The organism is Niallia nealsonii, assembly GCF_002835805.1.
In the GTDB taxonomy this organism is placed as follows: Bacteria; Bacillota; Bacilli; order Bacillales; family Cytobacillaceae; genus Niallia; species Niallia nealsonii.
Window position 1 is genome coordinate 45,303 of the sequence record NZ_PISE01000047.1, and the last position, 24,503, is coordinate 69,805.

Below are 24,503 nucleotides of genomic sequence, written 5' to 3' on the forward strand. Positions count from 1 at the left end.
CCAGTGCAAGTCTATTTTCCCTAAAGAGCAACTAGAATATTCTTTATGAGAACAATTTTGACTATACCTTATACTTCTAGTCTACCCTGGCAATTTCCTGCTGAAACTTTTAAAAATTTCGACAAATATGTGAACTGGTTATTTTTTTGCTTTAAAACTTGCCTGTTGATTTCCATTCTAAACTTTCACCTTTTTATTGGCATTCCTAAGACTTCTCTGTATGTGCACCCGTTGATTTCCGCTTCAGGCACTTGCTTTCCGGGGGGCGAGCTTCGAGCCGCTTCGTCGCTTTGCTCCTGCAGGATCTCGTCTGTCTCGCTAATCCCCCAGGAGTCGGATAGGCGCCTCTCCAAATAATAGATGGTTTCCTTTCCAATCAATATAGTAGCAAAATCAACAATAAGCTTTAACATAGCTTTATTTAGAAAAGTACCACTTGAACACATATTTATAATAAAAATAAGTATAATAAAAACCGCCTTATTAAAAGACGGTTTCAGAATTACTTCCGTTTATCATAAAACATGCCATCTGTCTGTAGCGCTTGATAGGGATTAACATATTTTTGATTGGACGTTTTTTTTACTTTTAACTGTTTTAGTTCTTGTTGAATTGTCAGTTTTTCCTGCTGCAGAACTTCTTTTAATTCTTGATCTTGCTGCATTAAAGCCTGACCTAGTTTTTTTTCACTATCCGTTTTGGGTGGAGAAAGTAATGATAGACATGCTTGTCTTTTAGTAAAAAGTTCTTCCATTTCTTTAATAAAATCTTCTTGGTCACTTTTTTCTTTTACAAGCTCTATCAATTGTGATGTAACGGCAAACAATTGTTTATAGCTTTCCATTAAATTTGGCCGCCCCCGCCATATTGCTGCTTACGGTTTAATTGAATCGCTTCTTTCCATGTATCCCTGAATTCTGTTATAAGAGACTCTACTTCTGCAATAATGTTTTTATCATTATCAATATTGGCTTTAATCAACTGACGATTCATATAATCGTATAGCGACATTAAGTTTTGTGAAATAGCAATATCCATATTTAATGTCACCATTAACTCTTTAATAATATTTTGTGTTTTTTGGATATTTGTATTTCTTGCACTAATATCTTTTTCATCGATTGCCTTTTTTGCCAAGTGCAAAAACTTCAGACAGCCATTATACAGCATTAATGTCAAATCACCTGGTGATGCTGTATTAACGGAATTCTGCTGATAAGATTGATACGGATTTGTAGTAGCCATTTTTATTTCCCCCTTTTATTAACTCATCATATTAGTCAAATAAGTAGACTGACTGTTCGCTTTATTAATTGCTGTTTCCATCGCCGTAAATCTCGACCAATAGCGATCTTCTATCATCTCTAATTTATCTTCATAGCTAGAGATTTTACTAGTATAATTATTCAATATTTTCCCTAAAGAAAAAGTGTTGTTTACACTCGAAGTTTTCCCTGCTTTTGCTGTAATATCAGTCATTGCTGTTTTTAAACTTGCCCTTAATCGCTGAGCAATTCCTTGTTCTGAAGGAGTTGCGCCACTTTTTTGGAATAGTTCATAGATAGCATTAGGATCTTCTGAAATAGCTGCACGTAATTTATCTTCATCTATCGTTAACTTTCCGCCATCTAAATAGTTGGAAGTTGTCGTAATGCCGATTTGCGATAATTGGCTAAAACCATTTGTACCACTAACTGCAGTACTAAAATTAGATCTCATTTTTGTTAAAACAGAGTTTAAAATGGAATCATTTTTTAATGTTCCGCTTTTCGCAAGCTTCTCCCATTTTTCAATTTCTGTTTCTTCCATGTCTTCTTTTTGTGCATCCGTTAATGGTGCATAATCGCGGTACTTTGTTTCACTTAATTTCGAACGGATTTTTTCAATGGCTGTGTTGTACTTATCAACAAATTGTGTGATAGTATCCAAAATGCCATCTACATCAGCTGTAGAAGAAAAGGTAACAGCATCGGTTGTTACTTTTTTGGCAGTGAATTCTACTCCGTTGATTGTGAACGTGTTAGAAGGACGAGTAATGCTAAGTCCATTATAAGTAACCTCCGCATTAGTACCTTGGCTTCCAAAGCCATTAGATGCTGCTATATCACTAGTCGAATTTATTTGTAATATATCATTGAAAAACTTTTCTCCAGAACCACCATCATCAGATAAGATAATTTCTGCAGAAGTTGTAAGATCGCCTGTATTTTTAGCAGTAATAGATAGTTTCTTGCTATTTGCATCATAAAAGGCAGTAACACCGGAGTCTTTATTAATCTTGGCAATAATACTGTCTAATGTATCATCTGAAGTAATTTTTAATTCATAAGGTTCTGTTTGCATTACTCCATCTTTTGTAATAGCACTAATTTTTATTGTTTGTTCTTCTGTAATAGGCAATTTTGCGGATGAATCAGTAATTTTAGATGTACTTTTACTAATCATTTTAGCAGAAGTTGCTAATGAACCAATTTCTACTGATCCTGAAAAATCAATCGTAGAATTCACATTTTTCACAGAAAGTGCATCAGCATCAGACACATTAACGGTCTTTTTAATATAAGATGCCTGTTTGCTGATTCCATTAAAAATACTAGTATCTAAGTCTAATAATAAAGAATTCATCTCGCGGTAATCGTCCCGCTGCCATTCTGTATATGTTTTCTTTTGCTCTATCTTATCTAACGGCACTCGTTCTGCTGTCATCAATTGTTCGACTAGTGAATCAATATCCATGCCGCTTGCGAGTCCGCCTATTCGTAATACCACTTGGCCGTCACCTCTTTTTATATTTTTTCATCCATAACGAACCCCATTAATTCTCTCATTGCTGCATATATATCCAGCATTTTTTTGGATCAAATTTCGCGGATTACTTCTTTTGTTGTATCATCAATAATTTTTACATAGTAGTCATTTAGTTTTTCATGCATTTCAAATTTCAAAGAAGTTTGTGTTAGTTTAAACGCTTCATTCATTTCTTGAACCATATTAGTTAGCATATCTTCCTCATTTTTTCTCTAAGGAATCATAACTTGTTATCTGTGTTTCTCTCATTTCATTACTTAATATTCATTTCATTTGTGCTAATTGCTCTCGATATAGGAAAGATAGGATATATTATATTGCGCCCAATCATCTTACCTCCTACGACCAATTAGAATTCTACTAGTTATATCGTCCATATAAACGGAATTTAAATAATGAATATTAAAGAAAATAGATTTAAGAAAATGGAACCAGGAATTATATACCATATTTTATTTCATCTATTTTTTTAGTTCTACTAGTCCCAATTCGGAATAGAATATTCTATCTCTGATTTTTCTCCATTTTGGTTTTGAAATTATTTTTCATGGGTACTTAATCATTAAACATAAAATAAACAAAAATATTTCGACAAAAACCATCCTTATATTTGTTTTTTCGAGGTAAATCTGGGTAATAAACCATGTTAAGGCTTTCAAAATGTCGATGAATAGCTAAATTACTCTAAATATTTTTATTATTTTAACTCCATATTTTGATAGAATTAACATTAAATTAACGACAACAACAAATTAGAGGAGGACAACCATGAAATATATTAATTTAGCGGAATTACAAGAGGAAAATGAAAAGGTTTTCGAAAATGAAGAGGAACATGAATATTACTATAAGCTGTGGGAAGACGACAGATTGTAGATAAATAGACGCAAACACCAACAGAGGGTTTACTGCCCGTAAAAGGGATCAATAATATCGAAAGAGCACACACAGGAGGGAATATTTTTGAAGAAACAATGTATTGCAATGCTTTTAGCTGGCGGAAGAGGAACAAGATTAAAAAAATTAACAGAACAATTAGCAAAACCTGCAGTACCCTTTGGTGGTAAATACCGCATCATCGATTTTACATTAAGCAATTGCCGTAATTCAGGCATCGATACTGTTGGTGTATTAACACAATATCAACCTCATATTCTCCAAAATTATATTGGCGACGGAAAAGAATGGGATCTAAATAGACGCGATGGTGGATTAAGCATTCTTCCTCCATACCAATGCAACGACAAAGATCATTGGTACGAAGGCACAGCACATGCAATCTATCAAAATGCTCCTCTAATTGAGCAATATAATCCAGAATACATACTGGTTATTTCCGGTGATCATATCTATAAAATGGACTACAATAAAATGCTTGATCAGCATATCGCAACAGGCGCAGATGCTACGATTTCCGTAACAGAAGTTCCTTGGGATGAAGCTAGTCGATTTGGCATTATGAATACGGATGAAGAAACAAATCGCATTGTAGATTTTGAAGAAAAACCAAAAAATCCACGCTCTAACTTAGCTTCTATGGGTGTTTACATCTTTAAATGGAGTACATTAAAAAGCTATTTAGAGAGCGAAGAACAAAATGAATTGTCTTCCAAAGATTTCGGCAAAGACATTATTCCTGCGATGCTATTCGATAATAAGAAGTTATTCTCCTATGAATTCCAAGGCTATTGGAAAGACGTAGGTACAATCAGCAGCTTCTGGGAAGCAAATATGGACTTGCTTAACAAAGACACAAATATTTTCCTAAACGACAAGGATTGGAATATCTACACAGCAGAACAAACACACCCACCACAATATTTGGACGAAGACGCACAAGTCAAACGCTCCCAAATCAGTGAAGGATGCGAAGTGTACGGAACAGTAGAAAACTCCATCCTCTTCACAAACGTAAAAGTCGGCAAAGGATCTGTTATTAGAAACTCAGTGGTCTTACCAGGTGCAGTGATCGGCGAAAATGTCATCATCGAAAATGCAGTAGTCGCATCCGATGTAAAAATCGCAGACGATGTTGTAGTAGTCAGCACTACCGATGATATTGCATTAGTTGGCGAGAATATGGTGAAAAAAGAAAAAGCCAGCGCTGGTTTGTCTAGGGTGATATGACTGTCGAGGTTTAAGAGATGATTATAAGAAAACAAGAACATGCTTTTTAAAAAGCTCGTTCTTGTTTTTTATTTGTACAAAAAAAGATACCAGCAAAATGCTGATACCCTTTTTGCAACCATCTATTAACGTAATAATTGAAGTACGCCTTGTGGTTGTTGGTTCGCTTGCTTTGCGACTATGTCTTTCGATCATAGAATAGACTATATCTTCATCCTAAATTTATTAGGAGCTGGGCACTTCGAACAAATTTTATTGCCCTACGAGATTCATAGTCATAGCGTTTGCCTTAGACCGTATTCCCTAGTCGTTGAACCTTCTCCAGAGTTTCCTCACAGGAGCTTGGCTGCTGATTATCCATTGTAATATATCCATCATTGTCAAACCTTTACGCCTACCGTTTCCAGTTTCGCTTTGGTTGATGAAGCTTTAGGAAGTCCCAGCAATTCACCCAGTTATACTCTTACTCGTTGCCAAGTAAGACGCCCTCTTTCAATTATCGAAGAAGTTGTAAAACTCCTTGCGGCAATTGATTTGATTGAGCCAACATTGCTTGTGCTGCTTGACCAAGAATTGAATTTTTAGTTTGATTCATCATCTCTTTTGCCATGTCAACGTCACGAACACGTGATTCTGCAGCTGTTAAGTTTTCAGAAGACGTTCCTAAGTTATTAATTGTGTGTTCTAAACGATTTTGGAATGCACCAAGATTAGAACGTTGTGTAGATACTTTTTCAAGTGCATCATTGATCTTAGTAATTGCATCTTGAGCACCTGATTTAGTTGATAAATCAATATCTTTAATTCCTAAAGCATCAGTACGCATATCTTCAATTGTTACTTTCATTGTTTGCGTTTGGTTAGCTCCAATTTGGAAGTCCACTCCGCCGCCTTGAGTTGCACTATTTTGTTTAGCTAAGCCTAATAATTGAGCAGCTTCACTGTTATCAAATTTAATACTACTTGTAGCTTTTTCTGAGCCACTTTCGACTACCAAGGCACCATCTTTTACTGACACAGAAACTTTATCAAGTGCCTTGTCAGTTGACACAGTACCATTGTATGCAGTGATTTTATCATTGATGTCCTTTGCTAAGTCTGTCGCTAATTGATCCATTGTATCCGAACCAGTTCCATAGCCACTTTTCGCTCCAACAGTAGCCAAAGCAACTTCAATCTCAGTTCCATCAACTGTTAAGTTAATTTTGTCAGTAGCACCAATTGCGTTAACTGCCGCAGCTCCTGCTACACTAAATACACCTTCACTACCTTTTGCTGAAACTGTATCAGTACCATCATCTGCATCTGTTACACCTAAAGACTTAGATGCAGCATTAGAAATAATATCTACAGTAGAAGTTTCTCCTACTGACCCTGATTTAATGCTAATACTTCCATTTGTGTCAGCACTAGCAGTTACTGAAACATTCGCAATACTAGTTTCATTTGCTTTATTGTAATCAGCAATTGCTTTATTGATATCTTCTTGCAACTTAGCAGCATAATCTTTGCTATTAACGTCAGTACTGTCATCAAATGCAGCATATGTGTCTCCATCCAATGCTACATCAATATTTGCTCCGTCAATTTTAAGATTAAGAGTTGTCGCACCTGAAGCAGTTATATCTCCTGTTGCTAATGTAGAAACGCTAGTAGCAGTTGCTGCTGTTTCTTTTCCAAGCGCCGAGCTAATAACTGCTGCATTATCTGCACCTGCTAGTTTTTTTGCCCCAATAGAACCATCAATAAGTTTCTTTGTATTGAACTCAGTAGTATTACCAATACGATCGATTTCATCCTTCAACTGAGAAATTTCAGTTTGGATCGAGGTACGATCCTCATCCGTATTAGTATCATTCGAAGATTGAACACCTAGTTCACGCATACGTTGAAGAATATCTTGTGTTTCACTTAATGCACCTTCAGCAGTTTGAATCATAGAGATACCATCTTGCGCATTAGCTGATGCTTGATCTAAACCACGAATTTGTGAACGCATTTTTTCAGAAATTGCAAGACCTGCTGCATCGTCAGCTGCGCTGTTTATGCGAAGACCTGAAGATAATTTTTCCATTGATTTGCTTTGCGCTGCGTTTGCACTGCTTAATTTGTTATAAGTGTTAAGAGCAGCAATATTATGATTAATTCTCATTTTAAATTTCCTCCTTGAAGTTGTTGTTCACATCCTTGTGAACGTTAAATTAGTAGGAGTTAAGGAAGGTCGGCCGCCCTCCCTCTCTCTACTTTCTATATCGACTTCAAGAGAATAAGTTTAAGAGATTTTATTATTTTTTTTCATTTTTTTTGAATAAATTTAGGAATGCTGAAATGTCTACAGATGCTTTTCTGTTTTCTTGTATAATTTGCTCATAAACTTCTTTACGGAATATTTCAACATCCTTTGGTGCAGAAATGCCGATTTTTACTTGGTCTCCTTTTGATGCAATTACTGTTATTTCTATATCTTCGCCAATTTTAATTACCTCGCCGTTTTTTCGTGATAGAACTAGCATCTTATCACCCTTTCACCACAGATTTTTTGTTAGGAAATAAAGGATGCTTTGTTGTATAGTCAGATTGATTTAAAATCACTTGTTTTGCGAGATTTTTTTGTTGGTTGATAATAATTGGTGCCTGCAGATTTGCAGTTGTTTCTTCAAATGGTTCTTGCACTGTTAAAATGGCAAATACAATAACATCTGTTTCAGAGGCCAACTCCAATTGATCGGCTACATTTTCTTCTAAATTAAAATCATAGTTTGGACAAAATAAAAATGGATTAGAGATGACAAATGCAAGTTGTTCATTTTGAATAGACTGGAGCGCAAAAAAACTTCCTTCCTCATCCAATGGCAGTACAATAAATTTATCTTCATCAGGAAAACCTGGTATTGGTTTAACAAAGGCTACTATTTCTTTTTCTTTTATATCTTTTTCACCATGATATTTTGTATTAATTTTCACTATCTATCAGTCCTTTATATGTATTGTTCATAGTTTACCCCAACCTGCTTTAAATTTTCAAAATCTATCTCTAATGATGGGTATTGTGCTAACATAATAGACACTTTGGATGGATTATATTTAAAAATAGGATTATTCGCTTGTGCATTAATAATTGGATCTTTTCTTTCTACATTTATTTTTACTTCACCTGGATCATAGTCTAATTTCACACTATTTGCCGATGGAATCCACGCAATGCCAAACTGCTTCAGTTCTCCTTCACTGTTTCTTTTCGCTTGCTGAGGAATAGGATTTGTTGTGCCCTTTTGAATTTGCATCAATGCCCTGCCTTCTTGGGCTCTTCTGGCAATTCCTTCTAACCATGCTTGTTTTCCTTCTGCTGCGGCATCTTCAATCATTCGCGGAATGCTTTTATAGCCGACATCTTCTCTTGCTTTTGTTTGATCAATCGTTAGTTTTGCAGGTCTTCTATCTATCGTTACTTCTGCTTTCGGCTGTTCAATTTCTAGGTCTGCTTTTGGCTGCTCCATCTCTAATGAACCCTTTTCAACATGGATATCTAATCTAGCTGGAGTTGACTGTAATCTGATTTGCGGGAACATACACTTTTGCTCCTTTTCTTTTTATATGACAGTGTTGTTTTAAAGACTGTTGTTTTTAAATAGGTTATATGGCTAAAAAAGATTATGAAAACAGGTTAATTGGAGCGGATATAGGAGACTCCTGCGGGAATATCGGGACAGGTGAGACCCCGCAAGGCTGCGACCTGAGGAGGCTCACCGCCGGCCCCGCGGAAAGCGAGCCTCCTGCAGCGGAACTCACCCACTTGTTTCATAGAGCCAGAATTTATGAAAACATTCTATACTATAAAAAAAGGACTAGACAACTATCCCTACAACTAAAATCTATAGTGTAGTTATAGGCATCTAACCCTTTTTCAAATGATTATCTTAAAAAATCAATCAACGATGTTTGAATAATTTTTGCGGCAACGCTTAGTGCTGCGTTATGAACACTTTCCTGCACCGAAAGATTGGTAATGGCTTTTTCCATATCGACATCTTCATTATCGGACAGCACTTTATTTGCCAATACTTCTTGGGAATCAAGTCTTGTTTCCACTAATTCTAAACGATTATAGCGTGCTCCTAATTCTGATCGTTCTGTTGTAAGATTATTTGTTACTGTATCTAATCTTGATAAAAGATCGTCTAATCCATCTGTATCGTTGTTTTCCATTTTTTCTTGAATCCCCTGCACTACATCAAACATCTCTTGACTGAATGCGGTTGGACTGACATTAATTTTCAAATTTATTCCGCTCGATACTTGTACCGTATAATTATCAATACTAGGATCAGCAACATTTGCGGCAACTTGTGGCGGATCTCCATCTGTTACAAGAGGTGTAGAAATATCTGTTCCATGAAATGCATATTTCCCATTTACTTTTGTATTTGCGACTGTTACAAGATCCTTTTTTATTTCCTCTATCTCTTGGGCAATAGCCGTTCTTTCTGCTTCACTATTTGTATCGTTTTTCCCTTTAACTAGTAGCTCACGTATACGCTGCAAACCAGTATTCGCCTGCTCCAAACTAGCTTCCGAGTTATCCATCCATAAATAACCCTCTGACAGGTTACGCTGGTATTGTTCTACTTCTGATACATTAGAACGGTAGAACATTCCTTTCATCGCAACAACTGGATCATCAGATGGTTTTGTAATTTTTTTGCCTGATGATACTTGGTTGGATAAATCATTTAATTTATTATAGCTGCTGCTTATATTGCGCAGGGAATTGGCTGAAACCATTGATTGTGTAACACGCATTTACTTCTCACCTACCTTTTTAACTCATTAACAATCGTATCTAATAATTCATCGGTTAAAGAAATCATTCTTGCCGATGCATTATATGCTTGCTGGTATTGAATCATATTGGTCATTTCTTCATCCAATGAAACAGAGCTGACACTCATTCGTTTATTTTCAACTGTTTGCTGTAATGTCGTAGAGTTGGAAAACATTTTTGACGCTTCTTGGGCGCTTACTGCCATGCTTCCAATAACTCCTTCAAAATAGTTGCGGAATGTTGCCTGCTCCGAACTATCGCCATAATCGTATTTATTATTGATGATTTCTGCAAGTGCACTAGCAACCGTTGCATCTCCTAAAGTGGCAGAGCTAGGATTCGCACCAGAAGCATTGGCGATATTATCTAAGCTGCTTGTAATAGCATCTGATATCGCAATCCGACTTGCAAAACCGTCACGGCTTGTAATGGAACCATCTGTACTTTTGGAATCAGCGAAAAAAGAAATATCTTGATTTGCTCCTGCTGTTATTTCATTTGGACTCATTCCATCTTCATGAACCGCATTAAATGCTGTTGCAAATGTATAGGCCAAGTTATCCAGCTCTGTTAGCATATCATTATAGATTCCTTTAATATCACCATTACTATCTTCATAGCCATAAGACTCGACAATGCTTTTTAATTTGCCTGTTGAATCAAAATTGTTTATATCTACTGTTGTGCCTCCAACCGAAATAGAAGCAACAGCTGTATCTGCACTATTTTTATTGACACTTAATTGGTTGTAGCCATTGGCATCCACTAATTTTGCAACTTCTGTGCCATCATCATTTACTAAGCTGACAATCGCTTTTCCTTCTGCTTGTGCTAAACCATTTCCGCCTGTACTTTCATAACTTACTTTCACTTTGACATAAGTGGATAGGTCGTCCAACAAGCTGTCCCGTTTATCATATAAATCATTTGGCAAATATCCGTTTGGTTCCACTGCTGCGATTTGTTTATTTAATGCATCCACTTGAGACAAAATTGTGTTCACTGCTTTTTCGGAAACGCCGATTTCATTTTCGACATTGCCTTTTTCTGCTGAAACAGTTTTATATAAATAGTTAAATGTATCAGCAACCGCAATTCCTCTTTGGCGCACAACAGCGCGAGCTCCTGAATTTTGCGGATCTGATGCAAAGTCCTGCAGGGAAGACCAGAAAGAATCCATTGAAGCTGCTAATCCTGAATCGGATGGTTCATTCATAATCGTCTCTAAGTTGCCTAATGCAGAAGATCGGTTTTCCCAATATCCAAGTTTGCTGCTTTCTGAGCGGTACTGCGTATCTAAAAATCCCTCTCTTAACCGTGTAACCGTTGTTGCTTCCACACCTGTGCCAATTTGCCCTGCTATCTTTGGAGCATTCGTGCCCACAGAAGGATAGCCTGTCGTTTGCTGCAGATCAACACGCTGTCTTGTGTAGCCAAGTGTATTTGCATTGGAAATATTATTGCCCGTTGTATATAAGGCGCTTTGTTGGGCCACTAAACCTCGTTTTGCAGTCTCTAGCCCCATAAAGGTTGATGCCATAACCGTTCCTCCACTATGCTTTTATATTTAATAGACTCATAGATTGTTTGCCAATTGTATCCGTTCTGATCGCATCTCCTTTTAAAGGTTTACCATAGTTGATGCTTCTGTTTGTTGGCTTTAATGCATTTAACGAAACATTGACGAATTGCAGCGATTGTATCAGCAGCTGCTGATTTAATGTATTTGTTTCTTTTAAATCCATTATAATTTGTTTTAAATGTTCTGCTGATCCCGACACTTTTGCTGCTTCTTCCTGATTTAAACGCTGGATACAATCAGTAAGTGATGGCTGTAAAAGTTCTGGTGCGATTTGTTTCACCACATTTTGCCTTGCAGTTTCAAGTTTTTGAATGCTCATAATATGAGCTTGTTCATCTTTCATGATTTGCTGAAGAGGCTCAATGTCCCCCTTTTTAATAACCTCTGTTTTGTTCCCGGCAATTGCATGTAAACTTTTATGCAGCTTCACCATTTTTTCCAATATATCGATTAATAATAGTTCAGACATCGCTGCCCCTCCTTTTCTTTTTAATTTTTTTCTCTTTTTTCAAAGATTGTTGTTTACGCTTATAAATGAAGCCCGTTGATTTCCGCTTCTGGCACTTGCTTTTCGCGGGGAGGAATGCCCTCCGCTCCAATCCACTCAGTTTGTTAAACTTCATTGCATGATAAAAGGCAATAGACTTTACAAAAACAGCTTAGTTTTTAGAATAGAAATTTACAATGCCTTTTGCGACATCTTGTGCTTTTACTTCATAGGTTCCGCTTTGCACTTGTTTTTTCAGTGCTTCAATTTTTTCTGCTCTTTCAGAAGAAATTTGTGAAACTTGCTGCAATTCTTTTGCTGCTGCAGAAATCTCTACTTTATCTGTTCCTTTTGCGGCTTCTGTTTTATTTGCTGCGTTGATTTTGTTAACTGAATTTTTATATGGATTAATACCTTGTGTTCCAAAATTATTAATTTTCATCGTGTACTCCTCCCTTTCGATTCCGAACAAAATATATGATTACTTCTATTATCGGATGATTAGCTATCCATTTAAACATTTCCTGTTGATTTTCTTAAAATACGCCAAATTAACTAAACAAATGCAGATTAAATAGAGAATATTTACCTAATATAAAATTTATAATAAATACATTTGGACTGTTTTTATTTAGAGAAGTGGATAATAAAGTGGATTATGGATGGAGTTGTCTAAGGAATAACGTATATCGTTATTCCCTTTATTCCTTTTCTGAATAATACGTCGAACTTCTTTTTGTCCGTTCTTTTTTCCGAGTTTCTTCTGCTTCTAAACTTTTTAGACCTGTTTTCATATCAGCTGAACATTTTGAACATAGTTTTCCTGCTCGTATTTCTGTTCCGCATTTTGCACACGGATAACCTAGGTTTGGAAATTGAGCAAGCGTTATTCTACCTTTTTTAATAAATTTATAAATAAGAGTTTCTTTTACGCCCGTTGCTTCTACTACCTCATCCATTTTTGCTGTTCTATTATGCTTTTTTCGGATAAATTGATACACTTTATCAAAATCAGCTTCTTCTTCTTTCCAGCATTTTGTGCATGTTTCTCTGAAGCTGTTGACTACATATAATTCCCCGCATTTTGGACAATTCTCTAGATTGGCCATAACTCTTTTCCCCACTTTCGCATTTGATCATCTTGCAATGGTAAAAGAGACAACAGATTTTGCTCCTGCCTCTTTAATAGCCAGTGCTGCATTATGCAATGTTGCTCCTGTAGTATATATATCGTCAACTAGGATCACATCTTGAGAAATAATCTGCTCGTTATTTTCTACAGCAAAAACAGTGTCTGCTTCTAACCTTGCAGCACGTGTTTTTTTTGATTGTTTTTCACTATGTATCCTTGTTAAACAATTTGTACTAGGAATGCCGGCAACATGCAAAATAGCTTCCGTCTGGTTAAATCCTCGTTCATACAAACGAACTTCGCTTAAAGGAATGGGAATGGCAACTTTATCGTGAAATAGCTTTTTAGGAATATATATAGAAAAGGCGCCTGCCATCAGATAATCTCCTCGATATTTAAATCGGGCAATCACTTCTTTTAAAAAATCATTATATAAAAATAATGAATAATTTTGTATTAAAACGCCTTTCCATTTTGGATTTTCCTCCCATCTTTTGCAATCATGGCAAATGCCATCATAAATAAACGCAGCATCTAAATCTATTAAGGGCCGATTGCAAATCGTGCAGCATTCCCCAGTAATCGGCACTAATTTTTGTTTGCAGCCATCACATAAATAAAAGTTTGGTTCTTTTGATAAAAAATAGGTCCAGTTAAAAACAGGAGTCACTTCTGTTAAACAAATGACACAGTATATCATTTAAATCAACATCCCTTTTTCTTTTGCTTCTTTATTGCTGTTTTCCATTTGTTTTTTTGCTGATAGCATGGCATTTGTTTTGCCATAATGAAAAAAGACAATATCGCCTTTTGGATATTCTTTTTTCCTCCCTGCTCTTCCAGAAATTTGGACAAGAGCGCTATCGGTAAATATTTGATTCTCCGCTCCGAGTACGGCAACATCTATATTAGAAAATGTTACACCTCGTTCTAAAATCGTTGTTGTGATAAGCAACTCCAATTGTTTTTTGCGCATTTTCTGCACCTTTTCTTTGCGGAAAGGATCTTCTGCATGAACGGTTTCTACATGAGGGGTCCATTGTTCAAAGATAGTCTTTACTTTTTTCATATACGCAATCTTTGGAATAAAAAGAAGAACTTGTTTGCGAGAGTGGATACGCTGTTTTATCCAATCAATTATAACTTGAGGAAGATTGCCTTTCTCTAGCCGCTTCTCCCAGTTTCCACACCAAGTGAATTGTGGGATAGGGAGAGGTTGCTTGTGGTATCTTGCGGGAATGGTGACATAGTTGATTTTGTTTTGCTGGCATTTGTTTCTCCAGGTTTTATTAGGGGTTGCTGTTAAATAGATCATGGCGGAGTTTGGTTTGCGAGATGTTTGTACGGCATATTGAAGACTTGTATCGTACGAATAGGGAAAGGCATCCATTTCGTCTAAAATAATTAAATCAAACGTTTGTTTAAATCGAAACAGTTGGTGTGTAGTGCTAATAATAAGGGGACTGTAAAGATGTCTATCTTCACTTCCTCCATATATGGGGAGCACTTGGATATCTGGAAACACTTCTTGCAGGCGAGGGGCAAGTTCTAATACTACATCGGTTCTTGGTGTGGCAATGCATACTCGTTTATTTTGTTGTAATGCTTTTTCTATGCCTTTAAATAATACTTCTGTTTTTCCAGCTCCGCACACTGCCCAGATTAGGAGCTCGGATTGTTGATCTATTATTTGCTCCATTTTTTCTGAGGCTGTTTGTTGACCATAGGATAACTCTCCATCCCATTGGAGTTTGGTATCTTTTGTGTTCTGCACAACACTTGGACCTATCCAGCTAATAAGTGGGGTACATTCGCTGATTCGCCCCATCATAATGCAATGGCGGCAATAAAAACAGATCTCCTTGCATCTTGCGCAGTAAAATGATGCAAAATAGTGTTGATTTGTATTTCCACAGCGATTGCAGCAGTAAAAAGCTTGTCGTTTTTCTACTCCTTTGTTGTAAAGGCAGTATCCATTTATATAATGTTTGTGAATTTCTTTTATAGAGAAAGGAATTTCCTCTAACAGGAGTTGTTTGCCTTGAAGAAGGGATTGGAGATTCGAGTTGTAATTAAAAATGGGGTTGATTGGCTGAGGGTTGACGTTTGTAATATCAGCAATTCTTTTCGTTTGTTCGATTGCTTTGGTGGCGGGCGTTAATAGGTTATTTTGGATGAGGAAACGCATTGGAGTTCTCCTTTGGTTAATTTGTTTAATATTTTTATATCAAGATAATATTCATTATCTTTTCTTGTGCCTTTTTTCTTTAGCTCTATTTTGGACATGATTCTTGTAGCCAAAGAGGAAGACTGTATGTGGAGGAACTCTCTTACCTGCTTATTGTTAATTGTTTTTCCAAACAAATAATAATAGTCCTTTAAAGCATGAATATGTTCGTTTTTATTTTTACTCTTGCATAAAGGACAATACCAACTCGCATTGATTCTTTCTAAAGGCGTATAGTTGCCGTGGCTACATGTCACTCCTTTTGTAATCTCTTCTTTTTCTATAGAAAACCTTTTTAGAATAGAAACAGCTAATGGCTTGTTTTGTTTCTTCCATGCCTTTATTAGTGCTGTTAATCCGTCGTCTGATAGACTTTCGGAGAAAATGGAATCATCTATTTTATTAATCTGAAAAGAAAGATAGTTTTGGTGGATTATTTGCTCCAATATCGAGGAATCTTTGGAATTTGTTTGGATAAAAGCCGTGGGATTGCTTACAACAACCATACTGTACAGTGGAATCGAAGTATATTTACTCAACCAATTATTCAATTAAAATTCTATCCTTTTCAACTGAGTTAATGGATAGGGCAGTGCTGATGTTGACTCTTCTTTCTTGCGGATTAATTGATGAAACTCTGTATCAAAATACAATTCTCCAGCATAGTTTTTTACTTCTAAAAGTAAAGCAAACTTTTTGGATAGAATTAAAACATCGATTTGAAAATAATGGTTGCCGTCAGACAATCTTAAATCATGTAAAATAGAATACTTTTTATCATCTATAAAGCTAAGTGGAAATAGTAGATTTTTTTCTCCTTGGTAACCGGCTAATTTCATATTGAGTTCTTTTTTTACGAGAGGGAATTTTGAATGATTGGAGGGCAATCTTCGCAATAATGCTTCTAACTGAAGAATAGATTCGGGGATTTTAAGTTTTTTGACAATCAACAGACCACATCCTTTTTTATTTTGCTTTATATATTAGAGGTTTCTCTTAAAAGTTCCTGCTTTTAGGAGAAAAATTTTTAATAAATATTTTTTATTTTCAAATTCGGTTGGTTATCTTCTTTTTTAGTAGATTTATTTTCAGTTTTTATGATTTATCGATTTTTTGACAAAATCCGTTACTAGCCCACAAATAAAAAAACCCCATCAAGAGGTTCTTTTTCGGATCCAGCCCATACCCATAGCGCCTTCTCCTAAGTGTGTGCCGATGACAGCGCCAAAATAGCTTATACTGAATTCTATATTTGGAAATTCTACTTCTAGTTCTTTTTTCCACTCTTCTGCTTCTTTTTTTCGGTTTCCGTGGATAAGGACTGCTTGGAATTGTTCGCCTTTAGTTGCTTCAGCCAACAATTCTACCATTCGCTTCATTGCCTTTTTCTTTGTACGGATTTTTTCAAAGGGAACAATTACTTTGTCTGAAAAATGGAGCAGCGGTTTTACTTGAAGGAGACTGCCAATTAACGCTTGAGCACTGGAAAGTCTCCCGCCCCGCTGCAGATTGCTCAAATCATCTACCATAAAATAAGCATGGCTGGAGTTCTTAAGCTCCTCCAATATTTTGATTATTTCGGCAGCTGATTTTCCTTCCTTCACAAGCTTGGCCCCTTCAACAGCAAAAAAGCCTTGGACCATGCAGCTGATTTCACTATCAAAAGGATATACTTTAATTCCTTCTACCATAGTCCCTGCCGTTACCGCTCCTTGATAAGTCCCACTAATTCCACTTGATAAATGGACACAGACTACCTCATCATAATCGGCAGATAGCTTTTCAAATAGTTCAACAAACTTTCCAATTGGCGGCTGGGAAGTAGTTGGCAGATCCTTTAATTTAACTTCTTCATAAAACTGTTCAGCCTTTAGATTTATTTCTTCTTCATAAATTTCATTTCCTAGTATAACCGTTAAAGGAATCATATGTATATTATAGGCATCTCTAATTTCATCTGATATATATGCAGTACTATCTGTTACAATAGCTGTTCTCATTTAAATAATTACCTTCCTATCTATTCAAATTGTATGTTCATTTTAACTAAAAAAAGGCTGCCTTGCATTATATTCGCCTTTTTTATTTAATAGAATGCGAAAAAAGGTAATTTATCTTGTTCTTTATCATATTGATAGGAAATAATAGCTTTTTATTTATTTGACTTTTCTTTTATCTATTTCCTGCAATTTTCTTTTTGTGATTTCTTTGGATAAGATTTCTATAAAATCTGCATCCAACTTTAAAGAAATTGCTAGGTGAAAAGCTTGTATTAATTCAGCATTTGAAAGATTATTTATTCCATTCATCCCAAACACCCCTATCCATCTATTTATCAATAGTTTGCCTGAAATGATTTTATTACGCAAGCATATACTAGTACATTTTAGCTATTTCCTTATAAATTATGTTTTTTATCTGAATTTTCAATATTTTATACATGATTATAAAAAAAAGCGTCCCATCTTTTGGGACACTCTTTTATCGAACTTCTACCCAGCCATTTTTTATTGCAACAACAACAGCTTGTGTACGATCGTTTACATTCATTTTTTGTAAAATATTGCTGACATGATTTTTTACTGTTTTTTCACTTATAAATAAAGCTTCTCCAATTCCTCTATTGCTTTTTCCGTCTGCAAGAAGCTGTAATACTTCACATTCTCTTCTTGTCAGCAGATGAAGTGGTCTTCTGATTTCAATAGTTTGAACATAGTGGTCGCCGCTTCCTGATTGCTCTTGTGCTAAACGGCGATATTCATTTACCAGATTATGGGTTACTTTAGGATGAAGATACGAACCTCCATCTGATACTACCTTAACCGCCTCCACTAAAGCATCTGCATCCATTTCTTTTAATAGATATCCGCTCGCACCTGTTTTTAAAGCATGTGTTACATAATTTTCATCATCATGAATGGATAAAATAATGACTTTTTTATCTGGAAATCTTTCTAACAGCTGTCTTGTTGCTTCTACGCCATTTGTTTTGGGCATATTTATATCCATAATCGTTACATCTGGTTCATATTTATCTACTAGGTCAATTGCTTGAGAACCGTCATCCCCTTCAGCAACTACCTCAAAACTTGATTCAAAATCTAAAATACGTTTTACCCCTTCTCTAAACAATTGATGATCATCAATAATAAGAATTTTTGTAGCCAATTGTTTCGCCTCCCCTAAGCTTCCCTCTTTAATCATTGATAGGAACACTTACCATTACAACAGTTCCTGTTCCTATCTTCGTATCAATCGTTAACTCTCCATTTAAGAGCTCGACTCTTTCTCTCATTCCAATAATTCCAAAAGATTCCTCTTTTTTTTGCTCTTTATTAAATCCTTTGCCATCATCCTTAATCATGACAATCACTTGATCTCTGCGTATTTCTATTCTAACCGTTATCACTTTTGCTTCCGCATGTTTTAATGCATTCTGAACAGATTCCTGAATAAGACGGAATAAAGCTACTTCATATTTGCTAGGCAGACGCGTGTCATTTCCTAAACTTGAAAAGACAATCCTTGTTTTTTCATGATACTCTTCTGTAGTCTGAAGATATTTTTTTAGAGTCGGCACAAGTCCTAAATCGTCAAGAGCCATCGGGCGAAGATCATAAATAATTCTCCGAACTTCATACAAAGCGCTTCGTACCATCATTTTTAAACTTCTTATTTCTAAAATAGCCTCTTCTGCACCTTTTTCCCGATAAATTCTTTCCACTAAATCAGAACGCATCATTACATTGGCCATCATTTGCGCTGGTCCATCATGAATTTCTCTAGAAAGACGTTTTTTCTCTTCTTCTTGAGCGCCTATAATTTTTAAACCAAAGTCTTGTTTTTGCTTAGCGTTCTCAAGCACTTCGCCAACCTGCTTTAAGTCGCTAATTAAATAGTTCATAACAACGGAAATCTGTGTGACAAGATGCTCTGCTCTTTCAATGGTTTCATCTAATCCGATTAAGCGTCTCTCAATATCATCTCTACGCTCACGATATTGTTTTTCCAAAGAACGATTGATGCTTAATTCCATTTGCAGACTATGAGCTTTTTCGTACGCTTCTCTTACTTCGATTTCCGTATATTCATTAAAATGCTTACTGACTTCAGACAATCTTCTTCTTGCAAATCTTGCTTGAATTTCTAGCTTATCCCCTTCTTCTATCGCCTGTAACACTAGTGTTTTTATCTCTTTTAATTCTGTTGTTAATTGTTCATAGTCTTGTCGGCATTGTTCCCCAATACGAAAAATCTCGTCTTTACTAAAGCCAACCGTTTCGACCATTTGCTCTAAAATCAAATCTAGTGTTTTTGTCTCAAATTTCCTTATTACCATATATACAATTCCTCCAAAAGGACTGAAAACCCTTCCTGTATCCATTCTATTTTAGCGTGAAAGTATATAATATATATTTTACAATAGAAAATAATAAAAAAATCGTTATTTATTCTTATATTAATAACTATTTTAATAAGTCTTTTTACCTATTTAAAATATATTTCATTAAAACCTTATGATAAAAATTATAGCGATTAACATAATAATAACTAAAATAAACACCAACCGTATAAAATTTCACAGGCGTTTTCTCCCATTTAATATGCTAATAACTTAAAGACAATATAAGTCATCAATCCGTCATGTAATGTTATTATACGATTTTTTAAATTTTTTCCGCAAAAAACTTCTATTAATTAATAAAAGGACTATTTGAGTATCGAGTTTTATTTATTATAACATGTGTCCTAGCTGCTAATATTAAGATTTCATTACAAACCATTCAAGAATTGAAGAAAAACTCATGTCGAATTATAATGAAAGAAGGCATTAAAGTGAATACTTTAACAAAGAATCAACAGAAGTCTTCTAAACAAATTATATCAATATTTCCCAACGAAATTTCTATCACTTGTAAAAGAAGGAGCGATGTTTTATGCTTCCTTGCTACCACACTGTTCAAGGATACGGTGAACATGAACTGATTATTCAAAGATCACGTTTTATTGCACATATTCAGAGAGTAGAAACAGAAGAAAAGGCACAGGAATTTATTCAAGAAATAAAAAAAAGACATAAAGATGCCACTCATAATTGTTCTGCTTATTTAATTGGGGAAAACAACCATATTCAAAAGGCTAATGACGATGGAGAACCTAGTGGAACAGCAGGTGTACCTATTCTGGAAGTTCTGAAGAAAAAGGAATTAAAGGATACAGCTGTTGTTGTCACTCGCTATTTTGGCGGAATCAAGCTTGGCGCTGGAGGTTTGATTCGGGCATATGGCAAAGCTACTTCAGAAGGAATATCCTCTACTGGTGTAGTGGAAAGAAAATTAATGAAAATTATCCAGACAAGCATCGATTACACCTTCCTTGGTAAAGTGGAAAACGAGCTTCGATCTTCTTCCTATCAGATAAAAGATATTCATTATGTAGATAATGTACAAATTGAAACATATATCGACATGGGTTCTACCCAATTATTTATCGACTGGATAACAGATTTGACAAATGGTCAAGGAAAAATTAAAGAAATTGGAGAAGTCTATTTAGAAACCCTGTTGTCTAAAAATAACGAGGGTTAATTAAACGCGATGAAATTTCTGCAAAAAATACTAAAAAATTCCCCATTAAGAAATAAGACACAGATTTACGTAATCACAATTCGATAGTACAATATTCATATTGATATTTCGACAAAATTCTTTTATCAAAGGAGAAATAAATGGCACTTAATCGAGAGTCCTATGTAAATAATAATAAACGTAAACGAAAGAAAAGGCTTTTCACTTTTATCCTTGTACCGCTTTTGGTTTTGGCTGTCAGCGGTGTAAGTTATGGAGCATTCCTCTATACAAAAGCGAAATCCGTTGCAGATGATTCCTATCAGCCAATTGATAGAGAAACAAAAAGAACAACAAAAGTAGATCCAAAGATTGATGATGTATCGATTCTATTCATTGGGGTAGACGACAGTGAAAAGCGTTCTTCCAAATCAGGCACCACGAGATCAAGATCAGATGCATTGATGCTTGCAACATTAAATGCAAAAGAAAAATCAGTTAAATTGCTAAGTATCCCTAGGGATTCTTATGTATATATTCCCGAAAGAGGCTACAGCGATAAAATTACCCATGCTCATTACTTTGGGGGAGTTAGCTCTACTTTAGAAACGGTAGAAGAATTGCTCGATATTCCTGTAGACTATTATGTAAAAATGAACTTTGACGCTTTTATGGATACAGTAGATGCATTAGATGGAATTGAAGTAGATGTACCAGTTACTTTTACTGAACAAAATTCAAAAGACAAAAAAGGTGCCGTTCATCTAGAAAAAGGTTTGCAAACATTAGACGGTGAAGAAGCATTAGCACTTGCAAGAACTCGTAAAATTGATAATGATATTGAACGCGGCAAACGCCAGCAGCTTGTATTAAAAGCTATTATGGACAAAGCAGTATCTGCTAAAGCTATTACAAAATATACAAATCTAATGGAAGCTGTTGGAGATAATATGACAACAGATTTATCTTTTAGTGATATTCAATCCTTTTTATCCTACGCAACAGCAGAAAATGGTCTTCAAGTAGATAGTCTCACTTTGACAGGAAGTGATAGCTATATTAATGGTAAATATATTTATCAATTAGATCAAACAGCATTAGCTGAAACACAGTCTATCTTAAAAGAACATTTAGGCCTCACTGATAGTGATGATGATTCCACAACGGATAGTGAAACAACTGGAACAATAACAGATGATTCAACAGAAACATCTGTTGATACAACGACGACAAACAGCACTACTAGCAACTAATATTTTAAGCAGCAGGTCTCCTCTTAAATAGGAAACCTGCTTTTTACTCTATATTTCAGTTTTTCCCTTTTTTTTATCACTTTAAACAATTTTAAACATAAAAAAGATGTTCCCGATAAAGGAACATCTTTTTTATGTTTTATCTTTTTCCGTTGTATATCGCAAGTCATTAATAAATTTTAATATTGGTTTATAATTTTTCCCGACCAGTCCGATTTTTTCTACAAATAATTCAATGATTAGCAGCATAATGGCAATTAATAAAATGCCCCCCCATACTTTTGCTTGAGAGAATATAACCGCAACCAGTCCAAAAAATGTAGCCATTGCATAAATAATAATCACTGTTTGTCGATGAGTAAACCCAATATTTATTAGGCAATGATGCAAATGGGACTTGTCAGGCGCCGACAACGGCTGTTTATTGATTAATCGGCGAATGATCGCAAAAAAAGTATCAGAAATTGGCACCCCTAAAATAATGACAGGAATAACAAAAGAAATTAACGTTACGTTTTTAAACCCTAATAAGGACATAACGGCAATTATATAACCAAGAAACAAGGCTCCTGTATCTCCCATAAATATTTTCGCAGGATAAAAATTAAAAAATAAAAATCCTAATGTACTAGCTAAAACGATAGAAGATAATGCAATAACATAGCCATTCCCCATAATCATTGCCATTCCAGTAATGGTAAACAATGCAATGGAGGAAACACCTGCTGCTAACCCATCTAGTCCGTCAATTAAATTAATAGCATTTGTAATTCCAACAATCCAAAGAATAGTAATTGGTACATCTAAAAATCCAAATTGCAGCTGGCCGCCAAATGGCAAGTTGATAAATTCAACTTGAACCCCGCCCCACACAACAACAAGAACTGCTGCAGCTGTTTGTGCAATAAATTTTATTTTTGCATTAAGATTATATATATCATCAAGTACACCAGTAATGATGATAATAAGACTCCCAAGCAGAATTGGATAGTGATACGCTTTATCAGGATTAACTAAGAGCGCACCAATAAGAAAGCTTATATATATGGCTAAACCGCCCATTCGAGGCATAATTTTTTGGTGAACTTTTCTTTTGTTTGGTTTATCTGTAGCTCCTACCTTAAATGCAAGTTTTTTCACAAGAGGTGTTAGTACGATAGAACCAAAAAAACACATAATAAGTATAAAATAAATCATAGAGAGCCTCCCTAATGCCCTACTATACTAACAAATCCAGGCATAATCATTTCTGAATATATATCGAGGTTTATTATAGCACAATCCATCCAAGCTTGGTGCATAATATTTGTTGCCTAATTTTACAATTATATTACAAACAAATAATATTTTTAATACTTCCTTAACCATCCTATAAACTAAGACGTATAAACAAAACAAAAAGTTGCATATATTTAGTCTATTTATTTTTTATACCATGCTGCTAATTTTTCTATATTAACAAACGATGGCTTTATTTAGTATAGACTAATTAGATGAAAGTAAAACAATGTCATGGACGCCCCCCCCCTAAATTAAGGTCTTGCCTCCAATAAAGTGAAACTTCAATCAGTGGGGGTTTTCCCTTAGGTGGGGGTCAAAAGCCCGTTAATGCGTGATAAACAGATATAAAATAAACAGCCAATTTACTTCAAATATGGCTGTTTATCCTCAATATATTATACTTTTCCTGCAAAATTAGGATCGCTTCTCTTTTTAAATCCTTCTTCACGGAATTCTTTTTTCTGTTTAGCAGTAAGCTTATTGTATTCTTTTAAAAACTCTTCATACGCAGGGATAACTTCTGCAATGCTGCCTGTCATTTTTAATTCGCCATGCTCTAGCCATATTGCTTTTTGGCAAAATTGTTTCATTTGGCCGATCGAATGACTGACAAAAAACATGGTTTTTCCGCGCTCTTTAAACTCTTCCATCTTTTTTAAACATTTATCTGCAAACGCCTTATCTCCAACAGACAGTGCCTCATCTATTATCAGTACATCTGGATTAGTATTAACAGAAATTGCAAAACCAAGACGAGACTTCATTCCACTTGAATAGGATTTTACAGGCTGGTCAATAAATTTTCCAAGCTCCGAGAATTCAATTATATCCGGTTCCAATGCTGTAATTTCCTCTTTGCTGAATCCCATCATTAAACATTTTAATTCAATATTCTCTCTGCCTGTTAATTCTCCATTTACTCCAGCTGCAACAGCAATTAAAGAAGCCTGCCCATCAATTTCCACTTCACCAGAGGTAGGGGGCACAATGCCTGCAACAATATTGGATAAAGTTGATTTTCCTGATCCATTTACGCCAACAAAACCAATAACATCCCCTTGTTCTGCTTCAAAACTGACATTTCTTAAAGCAAAAAAAGCTTCCCCATAATTTTTCGGCAAAAAGATATCCTTTAACTTTTCCGTATTATTTGCGTACAGCTTATATCTTTTGGTTAAATTTTTTACAACTACAGATTTTTTCATAGAACCACGTCC

26 protein-coding genes are annotated in these 24,503 nt (G+C 35.3%); 3 read left to right on the top strand and 23 right to left on the bottom strand.

Going from position 1 to position 24,503, the window contains the following annotated elements:
* Nucleotides 1-502: 502 nt before the first annotated feature.
* From CWS01_RS19095 to CWS01_RS19110, 4 genes are all read right to left on the bottom strand, one after another.
* On the bottom strand, nucleotides 503-844 hold the full coding sequence (locus CWS01_RS19095) for a flagellar protein FliT (RefSeq protein WP_101178803.1): 342 nt from the start codon (nucleotides 842-844) through the stop codon (nucleotides 503-505).
* Entirely contained in the window at nucleotides 844-1,245 is a 402-nt protein-coding gene (fliS, locus tag CWS01_RS19100; protein ID WP_101178804.1) for a flagellar export chaperone FliS, read from the bottom strand. Before fliS ends, CWS01_RS19095 begins: the two co-directional genes overlap by 1 nt.
* An 18-nt stretch (nucleotides 1,246-1,263) precedes the next feature.
* Complete coding sequence (locus CWS01_RS19105) at nucleotides 1,264-2,769, bottom strand: flagellar hook-associated protein 2 (protein WP_235852118.1); 1,506 nt, start codon at nucleotides 2,767-2,769, stop codon at nucleotides 1,264-1,266.
* 89 nt (nucleotides 2,770-2,858) lie between these two features.
* Nucleotides 2,859-3,002, bottom strand: coding sequence for a flagellar protein FlaG (locus tag CWS01_RS19110; protein WP_235852119.1), 144 nt, complete (start codon nucleotides 3,000-3,002; stop codon nucleotides 2,859-2,861).
* Between the two features lie 769 nt (nucleotides 3,003-3,771).
* Here CWS01_RS19110 and CWS01_RS19115 point away from each other — a divergent pair.
* Nucleotides 3,772-4,935, top strand: a complete 1,164-nt coding sequence (locus CWS01_RS19115; RefSeq protein ID WP_328588935.1) for a glucose-1-phosphate adenylyltransferase — start codon at nucleotides 3,772-3,774, stop codon at nucleotides 4,933-4,935.
* Nucleotides 4,936-5,431: 496 nt separating this feature from the next.
* On the opposite strand, the gene CWS01_RS19120 is transcribed toward CWS01_RS19115, so the two are convergent.
* From CWS01_RS19120 to CWS01_RS19200, 17 genes are all read right to left on the bottom strand, one after another.
* The gene (locus CWS01_RS19120; RefSeq protein WP_101178806.1) at nucleotides 5,432-7,087 is read right to left on the bottom strand and encodes a flagellin N-terminal helical domain-containing protein; all 1,656 of its coding nucleotides are present in this window, start codon (nucleotides 7,085-7,087) and stop codon (nucleotides 5,432-5,434) included.
* A gap of 133 nt (nucleotides 7,088-7,220) precedes the next feature.
* Nucleotides 7,221-7,448 carry a carbon storage regulator CsrA gene (gene csrA / locus CWS01_RS19125; RefSeq protein ID WP_101178807.1) on the bottom strand — a complete coding sequence of 76 codons (228 nt, stop codon included), beginning with the start codon at nucleotides 7,446-7,448 and terminating at the stop codon, nucleotides 7,221-7,223.
* A 4-nt stretch (nucleotides 7,449-7,452) separates the two neighbouring features.
* A complete protein-coding gene (fliW, locus tag CWS01_RS19130) occupies nucleotides 7,453-7,899 on the bottom strand; it encodes a flagellar assembly protein FliW (protein WP_101178808.1) in 447 nt (148 codons plus the stop codon).
* A 14-nt stretch (nucleotides 7,900-7,913) separates the two neighbouring features.
* Nucleotides 7,914-8,504, bottom strand: a complete 591-nt coding sequence (locus CWS01_RS19135) for a DUF6470 family protein (protein ID WP_101178809.1) — start codon at nucleotides 8,502-8,504, stop codon at nucleotides 7,914-7,916.
* 343 nt (nucleotides 8,505-8,847) lie between these two features.
* Nucleotides 8,848-9,735, bottom strand: a complete 888-nt coding sequence (gene flgL / locus CWS01_RS19140; protein ID WP_101178810.1) for a flagellar hook-associated protein FlgL — start codon at nucleotides 9,733-9,735, stop codon at nucleotides 8,848-8,850.
* Between the two features lie 11 nt (nucleotides 9,736-9,746).
* Nucleotides 9,747-11,297 carry a flagellar hook-associated protein FlgK gene (gene flgK, locus CWS01_RS19145; protein WP_101178811.1) on the bottom strand — a complete coding sequence of 517 codons (1,551 nt, stop codon included), beginning with the start codon at nucleotides 11,295-11,297 and terminating at the stop codon, nucleotides 9,747-9,749.
* Nucleotides 11,298-11,310: 13 nt separating this feature from the next.
* On the bottom strand, nucleotides 11,311-11,808 hold the full coding sequence (locus tag CWS01_RS19150; protein WP_101178812.1) for a flagellar protein FlgN: 498 nt from the start codon (nucleotides 11,806-11,808) through the stop codon (nucleotides 11,311-11,313).
* Between the two features lie 190 nt (nucleotides 11,809-11,998).
* Nucleotides 11,999-12,268: a flagellar biosynthesis anti-sigma factor FlgM gene (gene flgM / locus CWS01_RS19155; protein WP_101178813.1), complete on the bottom strand. Its 270-nt coding sequence runs from the start codon at nucleotides 12,266-12,268 to the stop codon at nucleotides 11,999-12,001.
* Nucleotides 12,269-12,527: 259 nt separating this feature from the next.
* Nucleotides 12,528-12,935, bottom strand: coding sequence for a TIGR03826 family flagellar region protein (locus CWS01_RS19160; protein ID WP_101178814.1), 408 nt, complete (start codon nucleotides 12,933-12,935; stop codon nucleotides 12,528-12,530).
* A 27-nt stretch (nucleotides 12,936-12,962) separates the two neighbouring features.
* Nucleotides 12,963-13,658, bottom strand: coding sequence for a ComF family protein (locus CWS01_RS19165; RefSeq protein ID WP_235852120.1), 696 nt, complete (start codon nucleotides 13,656-13,658; stop codon nucleotides 12,963-12,965).
* The gene (locus CWS01_RS19170; RefSeq protein ID WP_101178815.1) at nucleotides 13,659-15,146 is read right to left on the bottom strand and encodes a DEAD/DEAH box helicase; all 1,488 of its coding nucleotides are present in this window, start codon (nucleotides 15,144-15,146) and stop codon (nucleotides 13,659-13,661) included.
* Nucleotides 15,116-15,736: a hypothetical protein gene (locus CWS01_RS19175; protein ID WP_101178816.1), complete on the bottom strand. Its 621-nt coding sequence runs from the start codon at nucleotides 15,734-15,736 to the stop codon at nucleotides 15,116-15,118. Before CWS01_RS19175 ends, CWS01_RS19170 begins: the two co-directional genes overlap by 31 nt.
* Nucleotides 15,737-16,135 carry a nuclease-related domain-containing protein gene (locus tag CWS01_RS19180; protein WP_101178817.1) on the bottom strand — a complete coding sequence of 133 codons (399 nt, stop codon included), beginning with the start codon at nucleotides 16,133-16,135 and terminating at the stop codon, nucleotides 15,737-15,739.
* A 204-nt stretch (nucleotides 16,136-16,339) separates the two neighbouring features.
* Nucleotides 16,340-17,185, bottom strand: coding sequence for a DegV family protein (locus CWS01_RS19185; RefSeq protein ID WP_101178818.1), 846 nt, complete (start codon nucleotides 17,183-17,185; stop codon nucleotides 16,340-16,342).
* 156 nt (nucleotides 17,186-17,341) lie between these two features.
* Nucleotides 17,342-17,494: a sporulation histidine kinase inhibitor Sda gene (sda, locus tag CWS01_RS19190; RefSeq protein ID WP_235852121.1), complete on the bottom strand. Its 153-nt coding sequence runs from the start codon at nucleotides 17,492-17,494 to the stop codon at nucleotides 17,342-17,344.
* Nucleotides 17,495-17,666: 172 nt separating this feature from the next.
* Nucleotides 17,667-18,353 carry a response regulator gene (locus CWS01_RS19195; protein WP_101178837.1) on the bottom strand — a complete coding sequence of 229 codons (687 nt, stop codon included), beginning with the start codon at nucleotides 18,351-18,353 and terminating at the stop codon, nucleotides 17,667-17,669.
* 28 nt (nucleotides 18,354-18,381) lie between these two features.
* Complete coding sequence (locus CWS01_RS19200; RefSeq protein WP_101178819.1) at nucleotides 18,382-19,524, bottom strand: sensor histidine kinase; 1,143 nt, start codon at nucleotides 19,522-19,524, stop codon at nucleotides 18,382-18,384.
* A gap of 598 nt (nucleotides 19,525-20,122) precedes the next feature.
* Here CWS01_RS19200 and CWS01_RS19205 point away from each other — a divergent pair.
* Together CWS01_RS19205 and CWS01_RS19210 are read left to right on the top strand one after the other, a co-directional pair.
* On the top strand, nucleotides 20,123-20,773 hold the full coding sequence (locus tag CWS01_RS19205; protein ID WP_101178820.1) for a YigZ family protein: 651 nt from the start codon (nucleotides 20,123-20,125) through the stop codon (nucleotides 20,771-20,773).
* A 140-nt stretch (nucleotides 20,774-20,913) separates the two neighbouring features.
* Complete coding sequence (locus tag CWS01_RS19210; protein WP_101178821.1) at nucleotides 20,914-22,005, top strand: LCP family protein; 1,092 nt, start codon at nucleotides 20,914-20,916, stop codon at nucleotides 22,003-22,005.
* A gap of 132 nt (nucleotides 22,006-22,137) precedes the next feature.
* Here the strand turns inward: CWS01_RS19210 and CWS01_RS19215 are convergent, their stop codons facing one another.
* Both CWS01_RS19215 and tagH read right to left on the bottom strand, forming a co-directional pair.
* Complete coding sequence (locus tag CWS01_RS19215; protein ID WP_101178822.1) at nucleotides 22,138-23,202, bottom strand: glycosyltransferase family 4 protein; 1,065 nt, start codon at nucleotides 23,200-23,202, stop codon at nucleotides 22,138-22,140.
* 479 nt (nucleotides 23,203-23,681) lie between these two features.
* A complete protein-coding gene (tagH, locus tag CWS01_RS19220) occupies nucleotides 23,682-24,491 on the bottom strand; it encodes a teichoic acids export ABC transporter ATP-binding subunit TagH (RefSeq protein WP_101178823.1) in 810 nt (269 codons plus the stop codon).
* Nucleotides 24,492-24,503: the final 12 nt, after the last annotated feature.

Bases quoted from the DNA above. Each gene is read 5' to 3' on its own strand.
- CWS01_RS19210 (WP_101178821.1), top strand. From the start codon at position 20,914: ATGGCACTTAATCGAGAGTCCTATGTAAATAATAATAAACGTAAACGA.
- CWS01_RS19185 (WP_101178818.1), bottom strand. From the start codon at position 17,185: ATGAGAACAGCTATTGTAACAGATAGTACTGCATATATATCAGATGAA.
- CWS01_RS19110 (WP_235852119.1), bottom strand. From the start codon at position 3,002: ATGCTAACTAATATGGTTCAAGAAATGAATGAAGCGTTTAAACTAACA.
- CWS01_RS19215 (WP_101178822.1), bottom strand. From the start codon at position 23,202: ATGATTTATTTTATACTTATTATGTGTTTTTTTGGTTCTATCGTACTA.
- flgM (WP_101178813.1), bottom strand. From the start codon at position 12,268: ATGAAAATTAATAATTTTGGAACACAAGGTATTAATCCATATAAAAAT.
- CWS01_RS19165 (WP_235852120.1), bottom strand. From the start codon at position 13,658: ATGATATACTGTGTCATTTGTTTAACAGAAGTGACTCCTGTTTTTAAC.
- CWS01_RS19160 (WP_101178814.1), bottom strand. From the start codon at position 12,935: ATGGCCAATCTAGAGAATTGTCCAAAATGCGGGGAATTATATGTAGTC.
- CWS01_RS19205 (WP_101178820.1), top strand. From the start codon at position 20,123: ATGCTTCCTTGCTACCACACTGTTCAAGGATACGGTGAACATGAACTG.
- flgL (WP_101178810.1), bottom strand. From the start codon at position 9,735: ATGCGTGTTACACAATCAATGGTTTCAGCCAATTCCCTGCGCAATATA.
- tagH (WP_101178823.1), bottom strand. From the start codon at position 24,491: ATGAAAAAATCTGTAGTTGTAAAAAATTTAACCAAAAGATATAAGCTG.
- CWS01_RS19120 (WP_101178806.1), bottom strand. From the start codon at position 7,087: ATGAGAATTAATCATAATATTGCTGCTCTTAACACTTATAACAAATTA.
- CWS01_RS19150 (WP_101178812.1), bottom strand. From the start codon at position 11,808: ATGTCTGAACTATTATTAATCGATATATTGGAAAAAATGGTGAAGCTG.
- fliS (WP_101178804.1), bottom strand. From the start codon at position 1,245: ATGGCTACTACAAATCCGTATCAATCTTATCAGCAGAATTCCGTTAAT.
- sda (WP_235852121.1), bottom strand. From the start codon at position 17,494: ATGAATGGAATAAATAATCTTTCAAATGCTGAATTAATACAAGCTTTT.
- CWS01_RS19135 (WP_101178809.1), bottom strand. From the start codon at position 8,504: ATGTTCCCGCAAATCAGATTACAGTCAACTCCAGCTAGATTAGATATC.
- CWS01_RS19170 (WP_101178815.1), bottom strand. From the start codon at position 15,146: ATGCGTTTCCTCATCCAAAATAACCTATTAACGCCCGCCACCAAAGCA.
- CWS01_RS19095 (WP_101178803.1), bottom strand. From the start codon at position 844: ATGGAAAGCTATAAACAATTGTTTGCCGTTACATCACAATTGATAGAG.
- csrA (WP_101178807.1), bottom strand. From the start codon at position 7,448: ATGCTAGTTCTATCACGAAAAAACGGCGAGGTAATTAAAATTGGCGAA.
- CWS01_RS19200 (WP_101178819.1), bottom strand. From the start codon at position 19,524: ATGGTAATAAGGAAATTTGAGACAAAAACACTAGATTTGATTTTAGAG.
- flgK (WP_101178811.1), bottom strand. From the start codon at position 11,297: ATGGCATCAACCTTTATGGGGCTAGAGACTGCAAAACGAGGTTTAGTG.